We start from the raw sequence: 19,083 nt of genomic DNA, 5'->3' as shown, positions 1-19,083 counted from the left end.
CTCGGGCGTCTGAGGCTTATTGATGCAGCCGGAAATCACCGCATATCGCCATCCCGCAACGGGGACGGTGACCTATCTCATCGTCGATCCGGCCACCTTCCTCTGCGCCATCGTCGACCCCGTGCTGGACTTCGATCCGGTGACGGAAGCCGTCGACACCAGCTTCGTGGACGGCATCATCGCCGACATCCGCGCCAAGGATCTAGGCCCGACCTGGATCCTCGAGACGGGCCTGCACGCCAATCACGTCTCGGCCGCGGGCCACCTGAAGTACGAGACCGGCGCCTCGGTCTGCATCGGCGCGAACGTCGTCGAGAGCCTGAAACGCTTGGCCCCCAAGTTCAACGAACCCATGGTCGATGTCGAAGGCTGGGACTTCGACAAGCTGGCCCAAGACGGCGACAGCTTCCCGATGGGCGGCGTCGAGTTCACCCCGATCCTGCTCACCGGCCGCCTGCCCGGCGCCGTGGCCTACCGCATGGGCGACGTGCTGTTCACCGGCGACCTGATGCTGGCCCCCGGCGAAGGCGCCGGCCGCTGCGACATCCCTGGCGCCGACGCCGGCAAGGCCTGGGACGACGCCCGCAAGTTCCTCAAGCTGCCGCCCGAGACCCGCGTGCTGCCGGGCGTCTGCACGGGCGAGACCTGCGAGTCGACCATTGCTGAGGAAAAGACCGCCAACATCCAGCTGAACGAGACGATCGACCGGCTGGACTTCATCGCCCTGCGCACCGCGGCCGACGCCTTCCTGCCCGACCCGGTGCTGGCCAGCGCGGCTCTGCGGGTGGCGATCCGCTCGGGCAAGCTGCCGTCCGAGCCCGAAAGCGGCCCCCGCTTCCCGGTCGTCGACATCACCACGCTCTAAAAGTTCGTTTTCTTTGAAAATGGACTTGGCGTCTTCGTGAGCCCCGCATAAGTTTCGCATACGAAACTTAGCGGAGATGACGCGTGGCCGAAGACTTCAGCGCCGCCCTGACCGCCGGCCAGGCCGGCTCCCTGCCCGACCTCCTGGGCCTGCAATGGCTGGAGGCCACGCACGGCTACGTGAAGGGCCGCTTCGACGTCGACAAGCGGCACATGGCACCCAACGGCTTCCTGCACGCGGCCAGCGTCATCGCCCTGGCCGACTCCGCCAGCGGCTATGGCTGCATGATCTCGCTGCCCGAGGGCGGGACCAGCTTCACCACCATCGAGCTGAAATCGAACTTCCTGGGGACCGCCCGCGAAGGCGGCGTGGCGGTCGAGGCCCGGCTGGTCCATGGCGGCCGCAACACCCAGGTCTGGGACGCCGTCGTCACCGCCGAAGGGACCGGAAAGACCATCGCGCTTTTCCGCTGCACCCAGATGATTCTGCGACCAAAAGTCTGACGCGAAAAAAGCTCGAAGGAGGGGGTTGCTTCCCGGCGGCGGCGCCGTTAGACATCGCGCCCTCGACCTCGGGAGGCTGAAAAGCTTCTCAGAACGGCGGCCTGGAGAGGTGGCAGAGTGGTCGAATGTACCGCACTCGAAATGCGGCGTGCCTGGAAGGGCACCGTGGGTTCGAATCCCACCCTCTCCGCCACCACCCTTTACCTTTGAGCATCGCCACCCGGCCCCACACGCGGGACCGCGCATGACTGTGGCTGTCGTCCCGTCGATCCTGAAATGGACCGGCAGCAAGCGCAGCCAGGCTGGGCAGATCGCCCGCCTGGCGCCCGCGCACGATCGTTATTTCGAGCCTTTCGTGGGCGGTGGGGCGGTGCTCTATCACCTGGCCCGCCAGGGGGCGCAGGCCAGCGACCTCTACGCGCCGCTGATTGGCTTCTGGACGATGGTGCGCGATGAGCCACAGGTCCTGATCGCCGACTATGCCGACCAGTGGCGGCGGCTGCAGGACGACCTGCCCGGCTACTTCTACGCGGTGCGGACGCGGTTCAACGCCGAGCACAGGCCGACCGACCTGAACTTCCTGATGCGCACCTGCGTCAACGGCATCGTCCGGTTCAGTCAGGCCGGCGATTTCAACAACTCGTTCCACCTGTCCCGCAAAGGCATGCTGCCCAGCCGCTTCGAGAAGGCCGTCCGGGCCTGGTCGGCGCGGATCCAGGGCGTCGCCTTCGTGGTTCGCGACTATCGCGAGGCGCTGGCCCAGGCGCGCCCCGGCGACTTCGTCTATCTGGATCCGCCCTATGCCGGGAACCACCAGCGCTATATCGGCGGCATCGACGAGGCGGCCCTGTTCGCGGCGCTGGAGGACCTGAACCGACGCGGTGTGACGTGGGCCCTGTCGTTCGACGGTCAGCGGGGCGAGACGGTCTATCGCGCGGCCGTGCCGGCGGATCTCTATCGGCGCAGGCTGTCGCTGGTCAGCGGCAATTCCGCCGTCGCCAAGGTGCTGAACGGGCCGATCGAAAAGGTGTCCGAGGCGCTGTACCTCAGCTGGTAGTCAGTCCAGCTGGACGATCTGGCTGTCGTCGCCCTTGGGCGGGCTGCGGAACTTCTCGGGGTTCAGCATGGCCTCGACCCGCTTGAGCAGGTCCTGCGGCCCGAATGGCTTGACCAGATAACCATCGGCGCCCTGGCTCATCGCCTCGCGCACCGTGGCCACGTCGCCGCGCGCGGTCATCATCATCACCGCCGCCTTGACCTTCTGGTACTTACGCAAGAGGCGCAGCACCTCCAGCCCCGTCATGTCGGGCATGTTGATGTCCAGCAAAACGAGGTCCCAGCGAGCGGTCTGCAAGGCCTTGATGCCCAGCTCGGCGGTCGCCACGGACGAGACGCTGTAGCCGGCCTGGGCCAGCACCAGTTCGACGAACTGGCGCACCACGGCGTCGTCATCGATCACCAGGACAGCGGCGGACGCGGGCACGGCGGAAACTCTCCCAGTCTATCTTACTCAGTGCATCATCTGACGCCGAGGCGCGGCCTCGGCGACGGCGAGCTCGGCTTCCCAACGCCGGGCGACGCCGATCGTTCGCGAGACGAGGCCCAGTGTCAAATCCAGAGCGGCGGCATGGTCGCGGCCGCCCTCGATCAGCGCTTCCAGCTCGCGGCAGGTCCTGGACAGATCAAGGAACCCCATCATGCCCGCCGAGCCGGCCAGGGCGTGGGCGTCCTCGCGCACGGTCTGGGAGTCGCGCTGGGCGAAGCGGTTCTCCAGCTGGGCCACCAGGATGGCCAGCAGCGAGCGCACGGCCGAGGCGCCCATCGACTCGACGAGATAGCGGCGGGCTTCCTCGCCGGCGTCGGTTTCAGGTTGCGCCTGGACGGGCTCCGGAGACGTCCTGAAGACCATATCCAGCACCCGCTCCAGCGCGGCCAGGTTCAGCGGCTTGGTCAGGTGGTCGTTCATGCCGGCCGCCTCGCAACGGGCCAGGTGCTCGGGCTGGGCGCTGGCGGTCAGGGCCACGATCGGGATGTCGGCGAAAGCCTCGCCCGAAGCCCGGATCGCCTGGGTGGCCGCGAAGCCGTCCATGACCGGCATCTGGCAGTCCATCAGCACCAGCTCGAAGGGCAGGACCCGCAGGGCCTCGATCGCCTGAGCGCCGTCCTCGGCGAGGCCAACCTCGCAGCCGTATTTGCTGAGCAGGGCCAGCATCAGTTCGCGGTTCAGCTCGACATCGTCGACCACCAGGATGCGGCGGCCGGGCAGGCGCAGCGGCTCGGGGGCCGAGGCGGTCTTGGTCCCGGTCTGGACGTCGCCGGCCGGCAAGGCCAGCTCGAACCAGAAGGTCGAGCCCTGGCCCGCCGCGCTGCGCAGGCCGATCTCGCCGCCCATCAGCTCGACCAGCTGGCGCCAAATGGCCAGGCCCAGGCCCGTGCCGCCATAGTGGGCCGAGACCGACGAGCCGGCCTGGACGAAACGGTTGAAGACGCCGGCCTGCTTGGCCGCATCGATGCCCGAGCCGGTGTCGACGATCTCGACCCGCAGGCGCGGCGCGGCCGCGTCGCCGCCCAGGCAGGTCAAGGTCGCGGTGACCCCGCCCCGGGAAGTGAACTTCACGGCGTTGGACAGCAGGTTCAGCAGCACCTGGCGCACGCGGCCGGCGTCGCCGATCACGCAGGCCGGGGCGTCGGTGTCGATCATGGTCTTCAGGCGCAGGTCCTTGGCGGCCGCCTGCGGCTCCAGCATGGCCACGGTCTGGCGCAGCAGTTCGGCCGGGTCGAACGGGGCCTTGTGCAGCTCCAGGGCGGCGGCCTCCAGCTTGGAGAAGTCCAGCACGTTGTCGATCACCGCGTGCAGGGCCTGGCCGGCGCCGTGGGCCAACTCGACCCGGCGCTGGTCCTCGGCCGACAGGTCGCGGCTCTCGGTCAGCAGGCGCGTGAAGCCGATGATGCTGTTGAGCGGCGTGCGCAGCTCGTGGGACATGTTGGCCAGGAAGTCGGCCTTGGAGCGCATGGCCGTCTCGGCGTTCAGCCGCGCCTGGGCCAGAGCGTCTTCCTGGGCCTTCTGGGCGGTGACGTCGCGCAGCACGTCCAGATAGCCGCTTGGCCGGCCGGTCGTGTCGTCGCGGATCAGGACGGGATTGCTCTCCAGCCAGATCCACTCGCCGGAGCGCTTGTGGAGCACCCGCCAGCGCACCCGGTCGACCGGCTGGCCGGCGATCAGGCGGCCGAAGGCGTTGCTGACCAGGACCTGGTCGTCGGGATGGGTGATCGGCAGAGACGACTTGCCGACGATGTCCTCCGGCGCATAGCCGGTCACCGCCTCGCAGGCCGGCGAGACGAAGGTCGCCAGGCCCTGCATGTCGCTGGTGACGATGATGTCGGTCGCATTCTGGGCCATCAGTCGGTAGCGGTTCTCGATGGCCCGCGTCTCGGTCAGGTCCTGGATCTGGGCGATGAAGTGCTTGGGCGCGCCGTCGTTCTCGCGCACCAGCGACACCGACAGCCGCACCGGGATCACCGCGCCGTCCTGGCGGATGTAGCGCTTCTCCATCTGGTAGCCGGGGATCTGGCCGGCCAGCAATTGGTTCAGCAGGGAGAGGTCGGCGTTCAGGTCGTCCGGATGGGTGATGGCCTGGAAGTCCAGCGCCAGGGCCTCGGCGACGTCGTAGCCGATGATGCCGCAGTAGTGGGCGTTCAGCTTCAGGAAGCGGCCGTCCAGCCCGACCAGGGCCATGCCGATCGGGGCGTGGTGGAAGGCGGTCTCGAACAGTTCCTCCTGCGCCGTCTTCTCGGCCAGCAGGCGCTGGTTCTGCTCGAAGGCCAACTGGCGCGACATGGCCGCGCCCAGCAGCGAGGCCAGCACGCGCAGGATCTCGATGTCCTCGTCGTCGAAGGCGCTCTTGTGCTCGGAGAACACCTTCAGAACGCCCAGCGCGTCGGCGGCATGCATCAGCGGCGCGCAGACCATCGAGCCGACGCCGACGCGGACGCAGGCCTCGCGATCGACGCGGCCGTCGGTCAGGGCGTCGGCGCAGATCAGAACCTCGGCGGAGGCGACACACAGGCCGGAAAAGCTGCCGTCCTGCTTCAGGCGCATGCCGATCAGGCTCTTGTCGGTGGCGGCGCGGTAGACGAGGTCGCCGCCGTCGACCAGCTCGACGATCGCGCCCTTGGCGCCGGTCAGCTCGGCCAGATGCTCGACGATCGCCTGCATGAAGGCGTCGAGGTCGAGGCCGGCCTCCGCCAGCGCCGCCTGGGCCGAAGCCAGGCGGGTCATGCGGTCGAGGCGCGCGCGCAGCAGGGCGACGTCGGTCTCGTCGTTCTCGATAGCCATCACGGACTTTCTGTCCCGCCCGGACGCGGGCTCAGGCGCTATCCGTCCCGCAAAAGCATGAAGGGCGGGTTAGCCTTGATGCAACCTGCGGCCTCTTGATCCCGTTGCACGGCGCGGCAAGGCTGGAATCACGCTGCATCCCAGCGCTGTGGACAGGATGGATCCATGCCGGCAGTCGCCGTCGCGCCTACGATCTTCGTCGTCGATGACGACCCGTTGATCCTGGCGTTTCTCCAGACAGCGCTGGCCCCGCAAGGCTATTCCGTCGAACTGTTCGAGACCGGGGAACGCATGCTGGGCAAGGTCCAGACTGCTCTTCCGGCCCTGTTCGTCGTCGACGTCCGCCTGCCCACCACCGACGGCATCGAGCTGGTTCGGACCCTGCGGTCGATCGCCGCATGCGCCGACATCCCGATCCTGATGCTGACCGGCGAAGGGCGCCTGGACCGCATCGTCATGGCCATGCAGGCGGGCGCCAACGGCTACCTGATGAAGCCGTTCTCGCCCGAGCAGCTGAACGCCAAGATCCGGGGTCTGCTGGCGGGGTAGGGAACCACTCCCCTCCCCCAAAATCCGAGTGTCCTCGCGAAAGCGGGGACCCAAGCCGAGGATCAGGTGCGCCCTCGGTCAGCTCGGCTTGGATCCCCGCTTTCGCGGGGATAGTCGGAGTCGGGGTGTTCTATCGGGTGCAGCCCTACAGAAGGCAGCGCATCGCCTCGCCGACCCGCTCGGCGGAAGGACCCAGCACCACGTGCACCGCGCGCTCGCCGACGCGGACCACGCCACGGACGCCGGCGGCGTTCAGGGCGTTCTCGTCGATGGCGGCCGCGTCGTTCACGACCACCCGCAGGCGGCTGGAGCAGGTGCCGACGACCTTGAGGTTGCCCGCGCCCCCCAGGGCGGCGGCGAGCACTTGGGCCTTCTGGTCATCTTCGATAGTGGGCAGCACCGACGGCGCGGCCTTGGTCGTCGTGACGGGCTTGGCCGGAGCCGGAGCGCCCATCGCATCACGGATCTCGCCGGCGACGGTGTCGGCGATCGGGCCGAGCACGACTTGCAGCGCCTTGTCGGAGGGACGCACGACGCCGCGCGCACCCAGCGCCTTCAGCGCCGGCTCGTTGACCGCGCCCTGGTCGGCGACGATCAGGCGAAGGCGGGTGGTGCAGGCGTCGACGCTGGCCAGGTTGGCCGCGCCGCCCAGGGCCTGGACGAAGTCGGCGCCGCGTCCGCCGCCGGTCGAGACCGTAGCGGCCAAGGCGACGTCGTCGGCCTCGCGGCCCGGGGTCTTCAGGTCGAACTTCTGGATGAAGAACCGGAACAGGCCGTAATAGACGGCGGCGTAGGCCAGGCCGACCGGGATCAGCAGCAGCGGGTTGGTCGCCTTGCCGAAGTTGAGGACGTAGTCGAACAGGCCCGCCGAGAAGGTGAAGCCCAGCTTGATGTGCATCAGGTCCATGGCCGCCATGGCCACGCCGGTCAGCACCGCGTGCACGGCGTAGAGGGCCGGGGCCAGGAACATGAAGCTGAACTCGATCGGCTCGGTCACCCCGGTCAGGAACGAGGTCAGGGCCAGCGAGAACAGCATGCCGCCGACGGCCTTGCGCTTCTCGGGCTTGGCCGTGTGGTACATGGCCAGGCAGGCGGCCGGCAGGCCGAACATCATCACCGGGAAGAAGCCGCTCATGAACGCCCCAGCGCTGGGGTCGTCGGCGAAGAAGCGGCGCAGGTCGCCCGTCGCGCCGTGGAAGTCGCCGACCACGAACCAGGCGATATTGTTGAGGATATGGTGCAGGCCCGTGACGATCAGGATGCGGTTCAGGAAGCCGTAGACCAGCAGGCCCACCTCGCCCGAACCGACGATCGCGCGGCTGGCGGTGTCGACCGCGCCGTTGATGCCGTCGTAGCCGAAGCCGATCAGCACGGCCATCAGGAGGCCCGCGAACCCTGAGATGATCGGCACGAAACGACGGCCGCTGAAGAAGGCGAGGTACTCCGGCAGCTTGAAGCCCGAGAAGCGGTTGTAGAACAGCCCGCCGATCACGCCCGAGATGATCCCGATCGGCACGCTGAGCTTGGCCAGGGCCTTGGCCTTGTAAGCCGCGCCGGCAAGGTCCGCATGAGCGGTGATCAGGCCCGCGGTGACGTCGGCCGGCACATGCAGCAGGGCCTTGGCCCCTTCGCTGGCGATCAGGAAACAGACGACGCCGGCCAGGCCGGCCGCGCCGTTGTTCTCCTTGGCCAGGCCCACGGCGACGCCGATGGCGAACAGCAAACCGAGGTTGGAGAAGATGGCGTCGCCGGCGGCGGCGATGAAGCCGATGTTCAGCAGGTCCGGCTGGCCCAGGCGCAGCAGCAGGCCCGCCACTGGCAGCACCGCGATCGGCAGCATCAGGGCCCGGCCCAGGGGCTGGAGGATCTCGAGCGGAGACTTCATCGGGATCAGGCTCCGAAGCTTTTGACCAAGGCGCGCACGGCCTCGGGGGAAGTCTGATTGAGGGCCTGAGTCGCCAGGTCGCGACAGGCGTCCAGGGACAGGGCGCGCACCTTGGCCTTCACCTCGGGCGCGATCGACGCCGTGGTGGAGAGCTCGGTGACGCCCAGGCCCAGCAGGATGGCGGTGGCGGCGACGTCGGAGGCCAGGCCGCCGCAGACGCCGACCCAACGATGATGCTTGGCCGCGCCCTTGCAGGTCTGGTCGATCATCCGCAGCACGGCCGGGTGCATGGCATCGATGCGAGCGGCCAGCTCCGGATTGCCGCGGTCCATGGCCAGCACGTACTGGGTCAGGTCGTTGGTGCCGATCGACAGGAAGTCGGCCTCGGCGGCGATCAGGTCGGCGGTGACGGCGGCGGCCGGGGTCTCGATCATCACGCCCAGCTCAATGCGCTCGACGACGCCCATCTCGCGCTTGGCCTCGTCCAGCACGGCGCGGACGGCGCGCAGCTCGTCCAGGCTGCCGATCATCGGCACCATGATCTTGCACTGGCCCAGCGGCTTGACGCGCAGGATGGCCCGCAACTGGGTCTTGAGCAGGTGCGGCCGCCACAGCGACACGCGCACGCCGCGCAGGCCCAGGGCCGGGTTCTCCTCGGCCGGGATCGGCAGGTACGGCGCGGCCTTGTCGCCGCCGACATCCAGCGTGCGAATGATCAGCGGCTTGCCGTCCAGGGCCGAAGCGATGGCCTGGTACTGGCGGGCCTGCTCGTCCTCGTCCGGGGGCGTCTCGCGATCCAGGAACAGGAACTCGGTGCGCAGCAGGCCCGAGCCTTCCGCGCCATTGGCCACGGCGGCCAGGGCGTCGTTGACCGAGCCGGTGTTGGCGAAGACCTCGATGCGGACGCCGTCCTTTGTCACGCACGGATCGTGGGCGGCGGCCTTGGCGGCGGCGCGGCGCTCCTGGCGCTGAGCCAGGGCGGTCTGGGCCGCTTCAAGGGCCGGAGCATCGGGGGCCACCCGCAAGCTTCCACTGTCGGCGTCCAGGATCAGGGCCGCGCCGTCCTTCACGCCCAGCAACGCGCCGCCCAGGGCGACCAGGGCCGGGATGCCCATGGCGGCGGCCAGGATGGCCACGTGCGAGGTCGGGCCACCACGCGCGGTGGCGAAGCCGGCCACGGCGGCGGGATCCACGCCCATCAGCTGCGAGGGCAGCAGTTCGTCGGCCAGCAGGATCGAGCCCGGCGGCAGGACGGTCGTGTCGTCCTCCTCGCCGGCCAGGGCCTTGAGGACCTGGCGCTCCAGATCCACCAGGTCGTCGACGCGCTCGGCCAGGCGGCGGTCGCCCAGTCCGCGCAGGGCCTCGACATAGCCGCCGACGGCCTTGCGCCAGGCAAAGCCGGCGCTCTTGCCCTCGCCGATCAGGCGACGGGCTCCGGCCGACAGTTCCGGATCCTCCAGAAACGCCAGGTGCGCGCCCAGGATCGCCTTGCGGGCCTTGTCGCCCTTGGCGGCATTGGCCTCGATGCGGGCGCGGACCTTGTCGAGGGCGGCGGCCAGGGCCGCTTCCTCGTGGGCGACGCCCTCGCCGGCTTCACGCACGACGATGTCGGACGAGGCCAGGCGCACGGCCTTGCCGATCGCCAGACCCGGCGCGGCCAGCACGCCCTTCAGCACGCCGTCGCGCGGCAGCTCGGCGGGACCGGTCGGCTCGGGCGTCACGACAGCCGGCGCGGCGCTTTTGGCCACGACTGGAGCGCCCTCGCCCATGCCGCCTTCGATCAGCTCGGCGATCGCCTCAATGGCCGCCTCGGCGTCCATGCCGGCGGCCACGACCTGGATCGTGTCGCCGTGACGGACGGCCAGGGACATCACGCCCACGGGACTCTTGGCGCTGGCCCGGCGGTTGACCGCCACCAGAGCGACCTCGGCCACGAACTTGCGGGCGGTCTCGGCGATGCGCGCGGCCGGACGAGCGTGAATGCCGTGCATCAGCGGCACGACGACCTCGCGCGCCACCTCGCCGGCCGCCACCTGGCTGGCCGCGACCGCGCCGCCCACCGGTGACAGCTCCATCAGGAAGTCGCCCACCGAGATGGCGCGATCCTGGTCGCGGCGCACGATCTCGAAGGCGTCCAGATTGGTGATCACCACGGGGGTGATCAGGCTGCGGGCCCGCTGCGCCAGCAAATCGAGGTCGAAGCCCAGCAGCTTGTCGCCGGCCTTCACGCTCTGGCCTTCCTTGACGAAGACGCTGAAGCCCTCGCCGTTCAGGGCCACGGTCTCTAGCCCGACGTGCATCAGGATCTCGACGCCGTTGGCGGCCCGCAGGGTCACGGCGTGACGGGCGCGGTGCACGGTGGTGACCACCGCGTCGCACGGCGCGTGCAGGGTCGAGTCCAGCGGATCGATCGCCAGGCCGTCGCCCAGCATGCGCTCGGCGAACACCGCGTCCGGCGTCTCGTCCAACGCCGCGAGCCAGCCCTTCATCGGGGCGGAAAGAACCAGATTGGACACGGCAGCTACTCTCAGTTCGCGGGCTTCACGGTCACGCGCTCGAGGACCCAGAACGGATCGAGCGTCTTGCTCGTGAAGCTGAGGCAAAGATCGACCTTACCGGCCCGCGCCGGCAAGCGGCCGCTGACGGTCGACAGGGCCGGATTTTTCGCGGAGTCGCCCAGCGGGATGGCGGCGATGCGCTCGCCCGTGCAGCCAAGACGCACTTCCAGCTCGCCGCCGGGGGTGGCGGGCGCGCGCAGCGGGATCTTGTCGCGGTCCTTGCCGACCTGGAAGTTGAACGGGATCTGGCCGATGCGGGCGGTCAGCAGCGCGCCCTTGGGCAGCTCCACGCCTTCCCAGATCCAGCACGGGTTGAAGATGTCGACGTCGAACATGGCCCGCTTGTCGAAGGCGGCCGGCGCGTCGTCGATCATCAACAGCGGCACCTGGCTGGTGCAGCGCTTCAGCTGACCACTGACACGGGTTTGCAGGCTGGCCGGATCGACCTTGTAGACCCGCTCGCGGCCCAGGGCCTGGCCGTCGACGAAGGTGCGGGCCTTGACCGTCGCGCCCGCCGCTAGCTCGAGAGGTTCGGCATAGGCGGGCGAGGCCGTCGTCGGGGCCTTGCCGTTGGTGGTGTAGCGCACCTCGCCCACGCCCAGCGGCGCGGAGATGTCCAGCTTGGTCTTGCCGCCCTCGCCCGCCGACAGCTTGGGGCTGGGCTCGAACGGGATGGTGTTGGCCACGACACCAAGCACCTTCAGCCGCGCCATCTCGGCCGGCAGGCGGCGGGCGAAGTCGTCCCAGCTGATATCGGCCTCATGCGTCCAGCCGCGCTCGGCCAGGGCGATGGCGCGCGGGAAGGCCATCTGCTGCATGCGGACGTCGGTCTGCATGTGCTCGGTCCAGACATTGGCCTGGACGCCCAGGATGTGCTTGCGCTCGTCGGGGGTCAGCTGGGCCGGGGCCGGGTCGAAATCGTAGACGTCCTTCAGGGTGATGATCTTGCCCCGGCCGGTCGGCTCTTGCCACGAGCCGCTCTGGCGATGGTCGAGATAGAGGGTCGGATGCGGCGATAGCACCGTGTCGTGGCCGGCCTTGGCGGCGGCGATGGCGCCGTCGATGCCGCGCCAGGACATGACGGTGGCGTTGGGCGCGAGGCCCCCTTCCAGGATCTCGTCCCAGCCGATCAGGCGGCGACCGCGCTTGTCCAGGCTCTTGCCGACCCGCTGGATGAACCAGCTTTGCAGCTCGTGCTCGTCCTTGAGGCCCAGCTCCTTGATCTTGGCCTGGATCTTGGGGCTGGCCTGCCACTGCTCCTTGGTGGCCTCGTCGCCGCCCACGTGGATGAAGGACGACGGGAAGATGTCCATCACCTCGGTCAGCACGTCGTCCAGGAAGGCGAAGGTGGCGTCGTCGGTGTTGTAGAGCCAGGGGAAGACGCCCCAGTCGCCCATGTGGCTGGCGTCCGGCGCGGCCGTGCCCAGCTGCGGGTAGGCCACGATCGGCGCCAGGGCGTGGCCCGGGGTCTCGATCTCGGGCACCACGGTGATGTTGCGGGCGGCGGCGTAGGCGACCAGCTCGCGGGCCTGGTCCTGGGTGTAGAAGCCGCCGTACTTGGGATCCTTGGCGGCCGCGCCGGGGTCGTGGCGCCAGCCGGCGACCTGCGTCAGCTTCGGATACTTCTTGATCTCCAGCCGCCAGCCCTGGTCGTCGACCAGGTGCCAGTGGAAGGTGTTCATCTTGTGCGCCGCCATCGTGTCGATGACCGCCTTCAGCGTGTCCAGCGACTGGAAGTGACGGGCGCTGTCGATCATCAGGCCGCGCCAGGCGAAGCGCGGGGCGTCCTCGATCGCGGCGGCGGGGATGGCGACCGGACCCTTGGCCGCGTCCGGCGTCGCCAGCTGCCACAACGACATGGCGCCGTAGAACAGGCCCGCGCGCTTGGCGGCGGCAATGGTCACGCCACCGGGGACGATGTCGAGCTTGTAAGCCTCGCCGGCCGGCCCTTCGCGGGTCAGGACGATCGCGCCGAGCGCCGGTCCCTCGACTACGACGGGGCGGAAGCCGCGCGAGCGCTGGATCAGGTCGGCCAGCTGATTGGCCACGCCCTTGGCCTCGACGTCGCTCTTCGGGACGGAGATGCGGGTCGTGGCGGAGAGCTTGAAGGTCCCCTCGGCGCGGACGGCCTTGGCCGGCGCGGGGGTCAGGGTCAGGCCTGCGGTGTCGGCGCTCGCGGCGGTGGCGGCGAAAGCGGCTGCCAGGGCGATCGCCGAAACGGCGACGGTGCGAAGCGAAGTCATCATCACGCGGCCTCGAAACTCAGGTCAGCAGACAGCCGGCAAAAAGCGGGCGGAGCAGCCAAGCCGCCCCGCCCCAGCTCCATGCTTGCAGTCAGGAGGGGATCGATCGCGTGGGGAGCCGGGCCGGTCATGGACTGATCCTGACCAAGCTCCCCGCGCGAAGCAATTAGGCTGCGGTCGGAGGCTCCGGATGAGCCGGAACCTCCGCCGCCGAACATCAGAAGCTGACGTTCAGCGTGGCTTGCAGCTTGCGGCCCGTGCGGTAGACGCCGCGCGCGAGGGCCGTGGTGTTGGCATAGGCGTAGTACTCGGTGTCCAGCAGGTTCTGGCCCGAGACCGACAGGGTGATGTTCTGGTTCACCGCGTAGCCGACCGTGGCGTCCAGGCTCTTCTGGGCGCGGACGAACATGTTGTCGCCGCGGTCCACGCCGGTGAAGTACTTCGAGCGCCAGTTGAACGTCGCCCGGGCCGAGAACGGACCCATTTCATAGAAGGGGCTGATGTTGATCTGGTTCTTCGAGTTGTACGGCAGCGGCGCGCCGTCCTTACCTTCCGCGTCCGCGTAGGTGTAGTTGGCCAGCAGGCCGAAGCCGTGGGCGAAGTTCTGCTGGTAGGCGACCGCCAGACCCTTCACCTCGGCCGAGCCCGCGTTGAACGGACGGCTGATCTGATAGGTCGTGACGCGGTTCTGCGATTGGTTGAAGTACTGTTCCGGCTGGGTCTGCGTCAGGATGTAGTTGTTGATATCCTTGTAGAAGACTTCAGCCGACAGGATGGCTTGCGGCTGGAAATACCACTCGGCCGAGGCGTTGAAGTTGCTCGACTTGTAGGGGTCCAGGGCCGGGTTGCCGCCGCCGCCGGTCAGGATGCCGTCTGACAGCCAGAAGTAGTTGGTCATGTCCGCGTAGTTCGGGCGGGCGATCACCTGGGCGGCCGCGAAGCGGAACACCAGGTCCTCACGCGCGTCGACGATGATGTTCACGCTGGGCAGGACGTTGTCGTAGCTCTTCTTGGTCGTCTGCCAGGTCCAGTCGGCGGCGGCGTTGCAGGCCGCGCCGGGCTTGCAGACGTAGCCGGCGCTGTTGACCGAGGTCTTCACGTAGCGGACGCCGAAGTTACCGCGAATGTTATCGGCCTTGAAATTGGCCTGGGCATAGGCGGCGTCGATGTTTTCTTCGATGTTCCAGTTGCCGGCCGTGAACTCGGCGGCGGCGAAGATCGACGGCTGGGGCATGGTCGCGCCGGCGGCCAGCCACTTGCCGCTCTGGACGTAGTCGACCATCGACTGGCCGCTGATCCGGAAGCGGTCCTGCATCTGGCTGTTAACGCCGTCGAAGCCCTTCAGGTAGTTGCCCGGGACCTGGCTGGCGCTGAACAGCGAAGCCGGAGCGGCGACTCCGGTGATGGCGATGCCGGCATATTGCTGGCCGGTCTCGTGCTCACGACGCTTGTAGCCGACCTGGACGCGCTGGATCACACCGTCGAAGTCCTTGCCCAGGTCGATCTGGGCGTACTTCTCTTCGTCGGTCGTCGGCTTGGAGACGAGGTTGCCGCTCCAGCCCGGATCGGTCGCGAAGGCGGCCGGGTTGCCCAGCACGTTGGTCGTGTAGGACAGGTTGCCCGGGGTCTTGGGCGCGCCCGACAGGTCGACGGTGTAGTTGGCCCAGTTGAGGAACTCGAGGAAGACCTGACGCTTGGTGCCGCCGTCGGCAGTCGACTTGCCGATCTCGCCGTTCAGATCCCAGCCGTCGCCCTTGTAGCCGCCCTTCAGGTGGTAGGTGTCGGACTTCAGACCGGCTTCACGGTACTGCACGTCCAAAACGCTGAGGGCGTTGTTGAACGAGGCCTTGGTCACGACGCCGTCCTTGACGGTCAGGTCGGTCAGGGCGCCCAGACTGTTCCAGGTGTTGCCCTGGAAGGCGTACATCGACTGATTGGTGTTGTCGTAGTCGGCGTTGATCTTCAGCCAGTTGAATTCGAGCGAGACGGCCTCGGTCGGCTTCCACTGCAGGGCCGTGGTGTAGGTGGTGCGCTTGCGGCCTTGCTCGAAGTACGAGGTGCCGAAGGCGTTCGGGCTGCGGGCGTTCAGGTTGGCCGTCAGGGTGCTGGCGCAGGTGCCGGTGCAGCCGCGGGTCCGCGAGTCCACCGGGTTGTCCGGGTTGCCGCCGGCCCACTGGTTGGCGGCGATGGTGCCGTAGCTTTCGACGCCGTCACGACGCAGCTGGTCTTCGGCGCGCTGCACCGAGAAGCTGGCGCCGAAGGTCTGGGCTTCGTTCTTCCAGCTGACCAGCAGCGAGCCCTGGGCGTCGCCCTTCTTCGAGCGGTCATTATAAAGGTAGCTCACCGCGCCGGCGATCAGGCCCGACTTCAGGTCCAGCGGCTTGCGGGTGTTGACGATGACCGTACCGCCGATGCTGCCTTCGTCGATGCGCGGCTCGGGCGACTTGAAGACCTCGACCTTGCCGACGATCTGCGGCGCCAGCAGGGCGTAGTTGAAGGTGCGGCCCGGCGAGTCGAGGATGAACCAGTCGGCGGACGCGACGGTCTGGCCGTTCAGCAGGGTGCGGTTCAGCGCCGGATCGGTGCCCAGGATGCTGACCTTTTCACCTTGGCCGAAGGCGCGGTCGACGGTCACGCCCGGGACGATGGTCAGGGCTTCGGCGACGTTGGTGCTCGGGAATTTGCCGACGTCTTCAGCGGTGACGACGTCGACAATGGCGTCGGCGCGGCGCTTGGACTCGATGGATTGCAGCAGCGAAGCGCGGATGCCGGTGACGACCACTTCCTCGACGCTGTTGTCCTGGGCCAGGGCCGGCGCGGCGGCGATGACCGCCATGGCGCTAGCGGAGGCGGCCAGGAGGGCCTTGTGGAAATACTTCATCGTTCAATTCTCCCCATTTGCTCGGCTGCTCGGACCGCAAGCCAAACCCCAAAGACCAATTCGATACCAATCAACCCGGGAAACCCCGTAGAACCTGGTACTTCTCAAGCTTCGGACGCTGACTGTGACGGAATTTTTGCATCTGACAAGGCCAAAAAGAAACCAATTGCAGACCACGTTCTTATTGGTATGAAAATGGTCATATGCTATCGAAGCAGGCGTGGGGCGCCGCTGGATGCGCGCCGATCGCGCATCCGCTTCTGGGGCGAAGGGAGGGGTTGGACATGACGTTTGCTGAACGGATCGGACGGCTCGACGCCGCCGGCGACCACGCCCCGCTCTACAAGCAGCTGCAGCGCGCCCTGCGTGAGGCCATCCAGAAGAAGGTGCTGTCACCCGACGACGCCCTGCCCGCCGAGCGGGACCTGGCCGAGGAATTCAGCATCTCGCGCATCACCGTCCGCAAGGCGCTGGACGGCCTGGTCAGCGAGGGCCTGCTGACCCGTCGCCAGGGCGCGGGCACCTTCGTCGCCGCGCGGGTGGAAAAGAGCTTCTCGAAGCTGTCGTCCTTCACCGAGGACATGATTTCGCGCGGTCGCGTGCCGCGCAGTGAATGGATCAGCCGCAGCGAAGGCCAGGTGAACCCGGAAGAGTCGCTGACGCTTGGCCTGTCGCCCGGCACCTCGGTCTTCCGCTTCGCCCGTATCCGTTATGCCGACGGCGCGCCGATGGCCGTGGAATATACCACCATCGCCGCCTTCGCCCTGCCCTCGACCGAAGCCGTGGGCACGTCGCTGTACGAAGCCCTCGAGGCCACCGGCCATCGCCCTGTGCGCGCCCTGCAGCGGCTGCGCGCGGTGCTGTTCCAGGCCGAGCAGGCCGACCTGCTGGGCGTTCCGGTCAAGGACGCCGGTCTGCTGATCGAACGGCGCGGCTTTCTGCGCGACGGCCGGGCGGTGGAAGTCACACAATCCTATTATCGCGGCGATGCGTACGATTTCGTCGCCGAATTGAACTCTCTGTCCTGAGTTAGGAGTTGAGCTTGGAGGCGACTGTCTTGACCCGTCCTGAGAGCCCCGCACAGCGGTTGTCGCCTGAGTCCACGCGCATGTTCCTGGAGGCCGGCGAAGCCGCCTCGGTCGCCGCGACCCAGCTGACCGCCAACGCTCGCAAGATCGAGGCTCTAGCTGAGCGACTGCGCGCCAACCCGCCGCGCGTGGTCGTCACCATCGCCCGCGGCAGCAGCGACCACGCCGCCACTTTCGCCCGCTACCTGATCGAGACCAAGGCCGGGGTGCTGACCTCGTCGGCTGGCCTGTCGGTCAGCTCGGTCTATGACGCCTCGCCCAACCTGGAAGGCGCGCTCGTTTTGGCGATCTCGCAGTCGGGCAAGAGCCCAGACCTCTTGGCATCGGTGAAGGCGGCCAAGGCCGCCGGCGGCTATGCCGTGGCCCTGGTCAACGTGACCGACTCGCCGCTGGCCGAGCTGGCCGACGAGGTCATCCCGCTGCATGCCGGTCCCGAGCTGTCGGTGGCCGCCACCAAGTCCTATATCGCCGCCCTGGTCGCCATCACCCAGCTGATCGCCGCCTGGACCGAAGACGCCGAGCTGACCTCGGCCCTGTCCAGCCTGCCCAAGGCGCTCGAGCAAGCCTGGACTCAGGACTGGTCGCCGGCCGTCGAGAGCCTGAAGCTGGCCCGCAACCTCTATGTCCTGGGTCGCGGCGTCGGCTTCGGCGTGGCGCTGGAAGCGGCCCTGAAGTTCAAGGAAACGTGCGGCCTGCACGCCGAGGCCTTCAGCGCCGCCGAGGTGCTGCATGGCCCGATGGCCCTGGTGAAGGACGGCTTCCCGGCCCTGGTCTTCGCCCAGAACGACGAGAGCCGCGCCAGCGTCGACGACATGGCCAAGGGCCTGCGCGAGCGCGGGGCCACGGTGCTGCTGGCCGCTCCCGGTGAGACCGGTAACGGGGTGCTGCCGACCGTCTCGGCCCATCCGGTGCTGGAGCCGATCCTGATGATCCAGAGCTTCTACCGCATGGCCAACGCCCTGTCGGTCGCCCGCGGCTACAATCCCGACAGCCCGCCCCACCTCAACAAGGTCACCGAAACCGTCTGATGCTGGCTGCTCTCGTCAATGGCCGCGTCCTGACGGCTACCGGTGTCGAAACCGGCAAGGCCGTGCTGGTCGAAGGCGGCAAGATCGCCGGCGTCGTCGCCGCGTCCGAGGTTCCGGCTTCGGCCGAGCGCACCGACCTGGACGGCGGCCTGCTGGTCCCCGGCTATATCGACACCCAGGTCAATGGCGGCGGCGGGGTCCTCTTCAACGACAGCCCCACGCCGGAAGCTATCGCCGCGATCGGCGCGGCCCACCGCGCCTATGGCACGACCGGCTTCCTGCCGACCCTGATCAGCGACGACCTCTCGGTCGTCGACCAGGCGATGCGCGCCACCGAGCAGGCCATCGAACAGGGCGTGCCCGGCGTGCTGGGCGTCCATATCGAGGGCCCGTTCCTCAACCCCAAGCGCAAGGGCATCCACGACGAGGGCAAGTTCCGCGTCATCGACGAGGAGGCGCTGGCGCTGCTGTCGTCGCTGAAGGTCGGCAAGACCCTGGTGACCCTGGCCCCCGAGCGCACCACGCCGGACATGATCCAGCGGCTGGCCGACGCCGGGGTGCATGTCGCCGCCGGCCACACCAACGCGCTCTACGGCACGATGCGCCAGGCGCTGGACCACGGCCTGACCGGCTTCACGCACCTGTTCAACGCCATGTCGCCCCTGACCAGCCGCGAGCCCGGCGCGGTCGGCGCGGCGCTGGAGAGTCTGACAGCCTGGTGCGGCCTGATCGTCGATGGCCGCCACGTCGATCCGGTGACCTTGAAGCTGGCCCTGCGCACCCGGCCGCTGGACCGCTTCATGCTGGTCACCGACGCCATGCCGACCGTGGGCATGAGCGACAAGCGCTTCACCCTGCAGGGTCGTGAGATCGTGGTCCGCGACGGCGTCTGCGTCGGCGACGACGGCACCCTGGCCGGCTCGGACCTCGACATGGCCGGCGCGGTCCGCAACACGGTCCGGATGCTGGACGTGCGCCTGGAGGACGCGGTGATGATGGCCTCGGCCGCCCCCGCCGCGTTCCTGGGCCTGGACGGCCAGCGCGGCCGGATCGCGCCGGGCTATGCGGCGGACTTCTGCCTGCTGGACGAGGATTTGTCGATCCGACGAACTTGGATCGACGGCGTTTCGACCTGACAAAAAGGGCG

General features: G+C 68.3%; 13 protein-coding genes and 1 tRNA gene. 8 read left to right on the top strand and 6 right to left on the bottom strand.

Going from position 1 to position 19,083, the window contains the following annotated elements:
* Window positions 1-19 precede the first annotated feature (19 nt).
* The 4 genes from J7528_RS06315 (at window position 20) to J7528_RS06300 (ending at window position 2,425) form a co-directional block, all read left to right on the top strand.
* Window positions 20-865, top strand: coding sequence for an MBL fold metallo-hydrolase (locus tag J7528_RS06315; protein ID WP_291872090.1), 846 nt, complete (start codon window positions 20-22; stop codon window positions 863-865).
* A gap of 83 nt (window positions 866-948) precedes the next feature.
* Window positions 949-1,368, top strand: coding sequence for a PaaI family thioesterase (locus tag J7528_RS06310; RefSeq protein ID WP_291872089.1), 420 nt, complete (start codon window positions 949-951; stop codon window positions 1,366-1,368).
* A gap of 103 nt (window positions 1,369-1,471) precedes the next feature.
* Window positions 1,472-1,561 (top strand) — tRNA-Ser (locus tag J7528_RS06305).
* A gap of 51 nt (window positions 1,562-1,612) precedes the next feature.
* On the top strand, window positions 1,613-2,425 hold the full coding sequence (locus tag J7528_RS06300; protein WP_291872088.1) for a DNA adenine methylase: 813 nt from the start codon (window positions 1,613-1,615) through the stop codon (window positions 2,423-2,425).
* Here the strand turns inward: J7528_RS06300 and J7528_RS06295 are convergent, their stop codons facing one another.
* Both J7528_RS06295 and J7528_RS06290 read right to left on the bottom strand, forming a co-directional pair.
* Window positions 2,426-2,851 (bottom strand): response regulator transcription factor, encoded by a 426-nt coding sequence (locus tag J7528_RS06295; protein ID WP_291872087.1) that lies wholly within the window; start codon window positions 2,849-2,851, stop codon window positions 2,426-2,428. It lies immediately after the preceding gene.
* A 27-nt stretch (window positions 2,852-2,878) separates the two neighbouring features.
* Window positions 2,879-5,704, bottom strand: coding sequence for a PAS domain S-box protein (locus J7528_RS06290; RefSeq protein ID WP_291872086.1), 2,826 nt, complete (start codon window positions 5,702-5,704; stop codon window positions 2,879-2,881).
* A gap of 165 nt (window positions 5,705-5,869) precedes the next feature.
* Between J7528_RS06290 and J7528_RS06285 the strand changes: the two genes are divergently transcribed.
* Window positions 5,870-6,253, top strand: coding sequence for a response regulator (locus J7528_RS06285; protein ID WP_291872085.1), 384 nt, complete (start codon window positions 5,870-5,872; stop codon window positions 6,251-6,253).
* Window positions 6,254-6,398: 145 nt separating this feature from the next.
* On the opposite strand, the gene nagE is transcribed toward J7528_RS06285, so the two are convergent.
* The 4 genes from nagE to J7528_RS06265 form a co-directional block, all read right to left on the bottom strand.
* Window positions 6,399-8,138, bottom strand: a complete 1,740-nt coding sequence (nagE, locus tag J7528_RS06280; RefSeq protein WP_291872084.1) for an N-acetylglucosamine-specific PTS transporter subunit IIBC — start codon at window positions 8,136-8,138, stop codon at window positions 6,399-6,401.
* A gap of 5 nt (window positions 8,139-8,143) precedes the next feature.
* The gene (gene ptsP / locus J7528_RS06275) at window positions 8,144-10,627 is read right to left on the bottom strand and encodes a phosphoenolpyruvate--protein phosphotransferase (RefSeq protein ID WP_291872167.1); all 2,484 of its coding nucleotides are present in this window, start codon (window positions 10,625-10,627) and stop codon (window positions 8,144-8,146) included.
* A gap of 38 nt (window positions 10,628-10,665) precedes the next feature.
* A complete protein-coding gene (locus J7528_RS06270) occupies window positions 10,666-12,945 on the bottom strand; it encodes a family 20 glycosylhydrolase (RefSeq protein ID WP_291872083.1) in 2,280 nt (759 codons plus the stop codon).
* A 211-nt stretch (window positions 12,946-13,156) separates the two neighbouring features.
* On the bottom strand, window positions 13,157-15,820 hold the full coding sequence (locus tag J7528_RS06265; RefSeq protein ID WP_291872082.1) for a TonB-dependent receptor: 2,664 nt from the start codon (window positions 15,818-15,820) through the stop codon (window positions 13,157-13,159).
* Window positions 15,821-16,104: 284 nt separating this feature from the next.
* On the opposite strand from J7528_RS06265, the gene J7528_RS06260 reads away from it, so the two are divergent.
* Genes J7528_RS06260 through nagA form a run of 3 tightly spaced genes read left to right on the top strand, consistent with a single transcriptional unit; the run spans window position 16,105 to window position 19,072 of the window.
* The gene (locus J7528_RS06260) at window positions 16,105-16,848 is read left to right on the top strand and encodes a GntR family transcriptional regulator (RefSeq protein WP_291872081.1); all 744 of its coding nucleotides are present in this window, start codon (window positions 16,105-16,107) and stop codon (window positions 16,846-16,848) included.
* Between the two features lie 14 nt (window positions 16,849-16,862).
* A complete protein-coding gene (locus J7528_RS06255; RefSeq protein ID WP_291872080.1) occupies window positions 16,863-17,936 on the top strand; it encodes an SIS domain-containing protein in 1,074 nt (357 codons plus the stop codon).
* Window positions 17,936-19,072 (top strand): N-acetylglucosamine-6-phosphate deacetylase, encoded by a 1,137-nt coding sequence (gene nagA, locus J7528_RS06250; protein WP_291872079.1) that lies wholly within the window; start codon window positions 17,936-17,938, stop codon window positions 19,070-19,072. The genes J7528_RS06255 and nagA overlap by 1 nt, the downstream gene beginning before the upstream one ends.
* Window positions 19,073-19,083 lie beyond the last annotated feature (11 nt).

Origin of the sequence: Caulobacter sp., assembly GCF_017744445.1 — a bacterium.
Taxonomy (GTDB): domain Bacteria; phylum Pseudomonadota; class Alphaproteobacteria; order Caulobacterales; family Caulobacteraceae; genus Caulobacter.
This window is presented reverse-complemented; position numbering and strand designations above follow the sequence as displayed.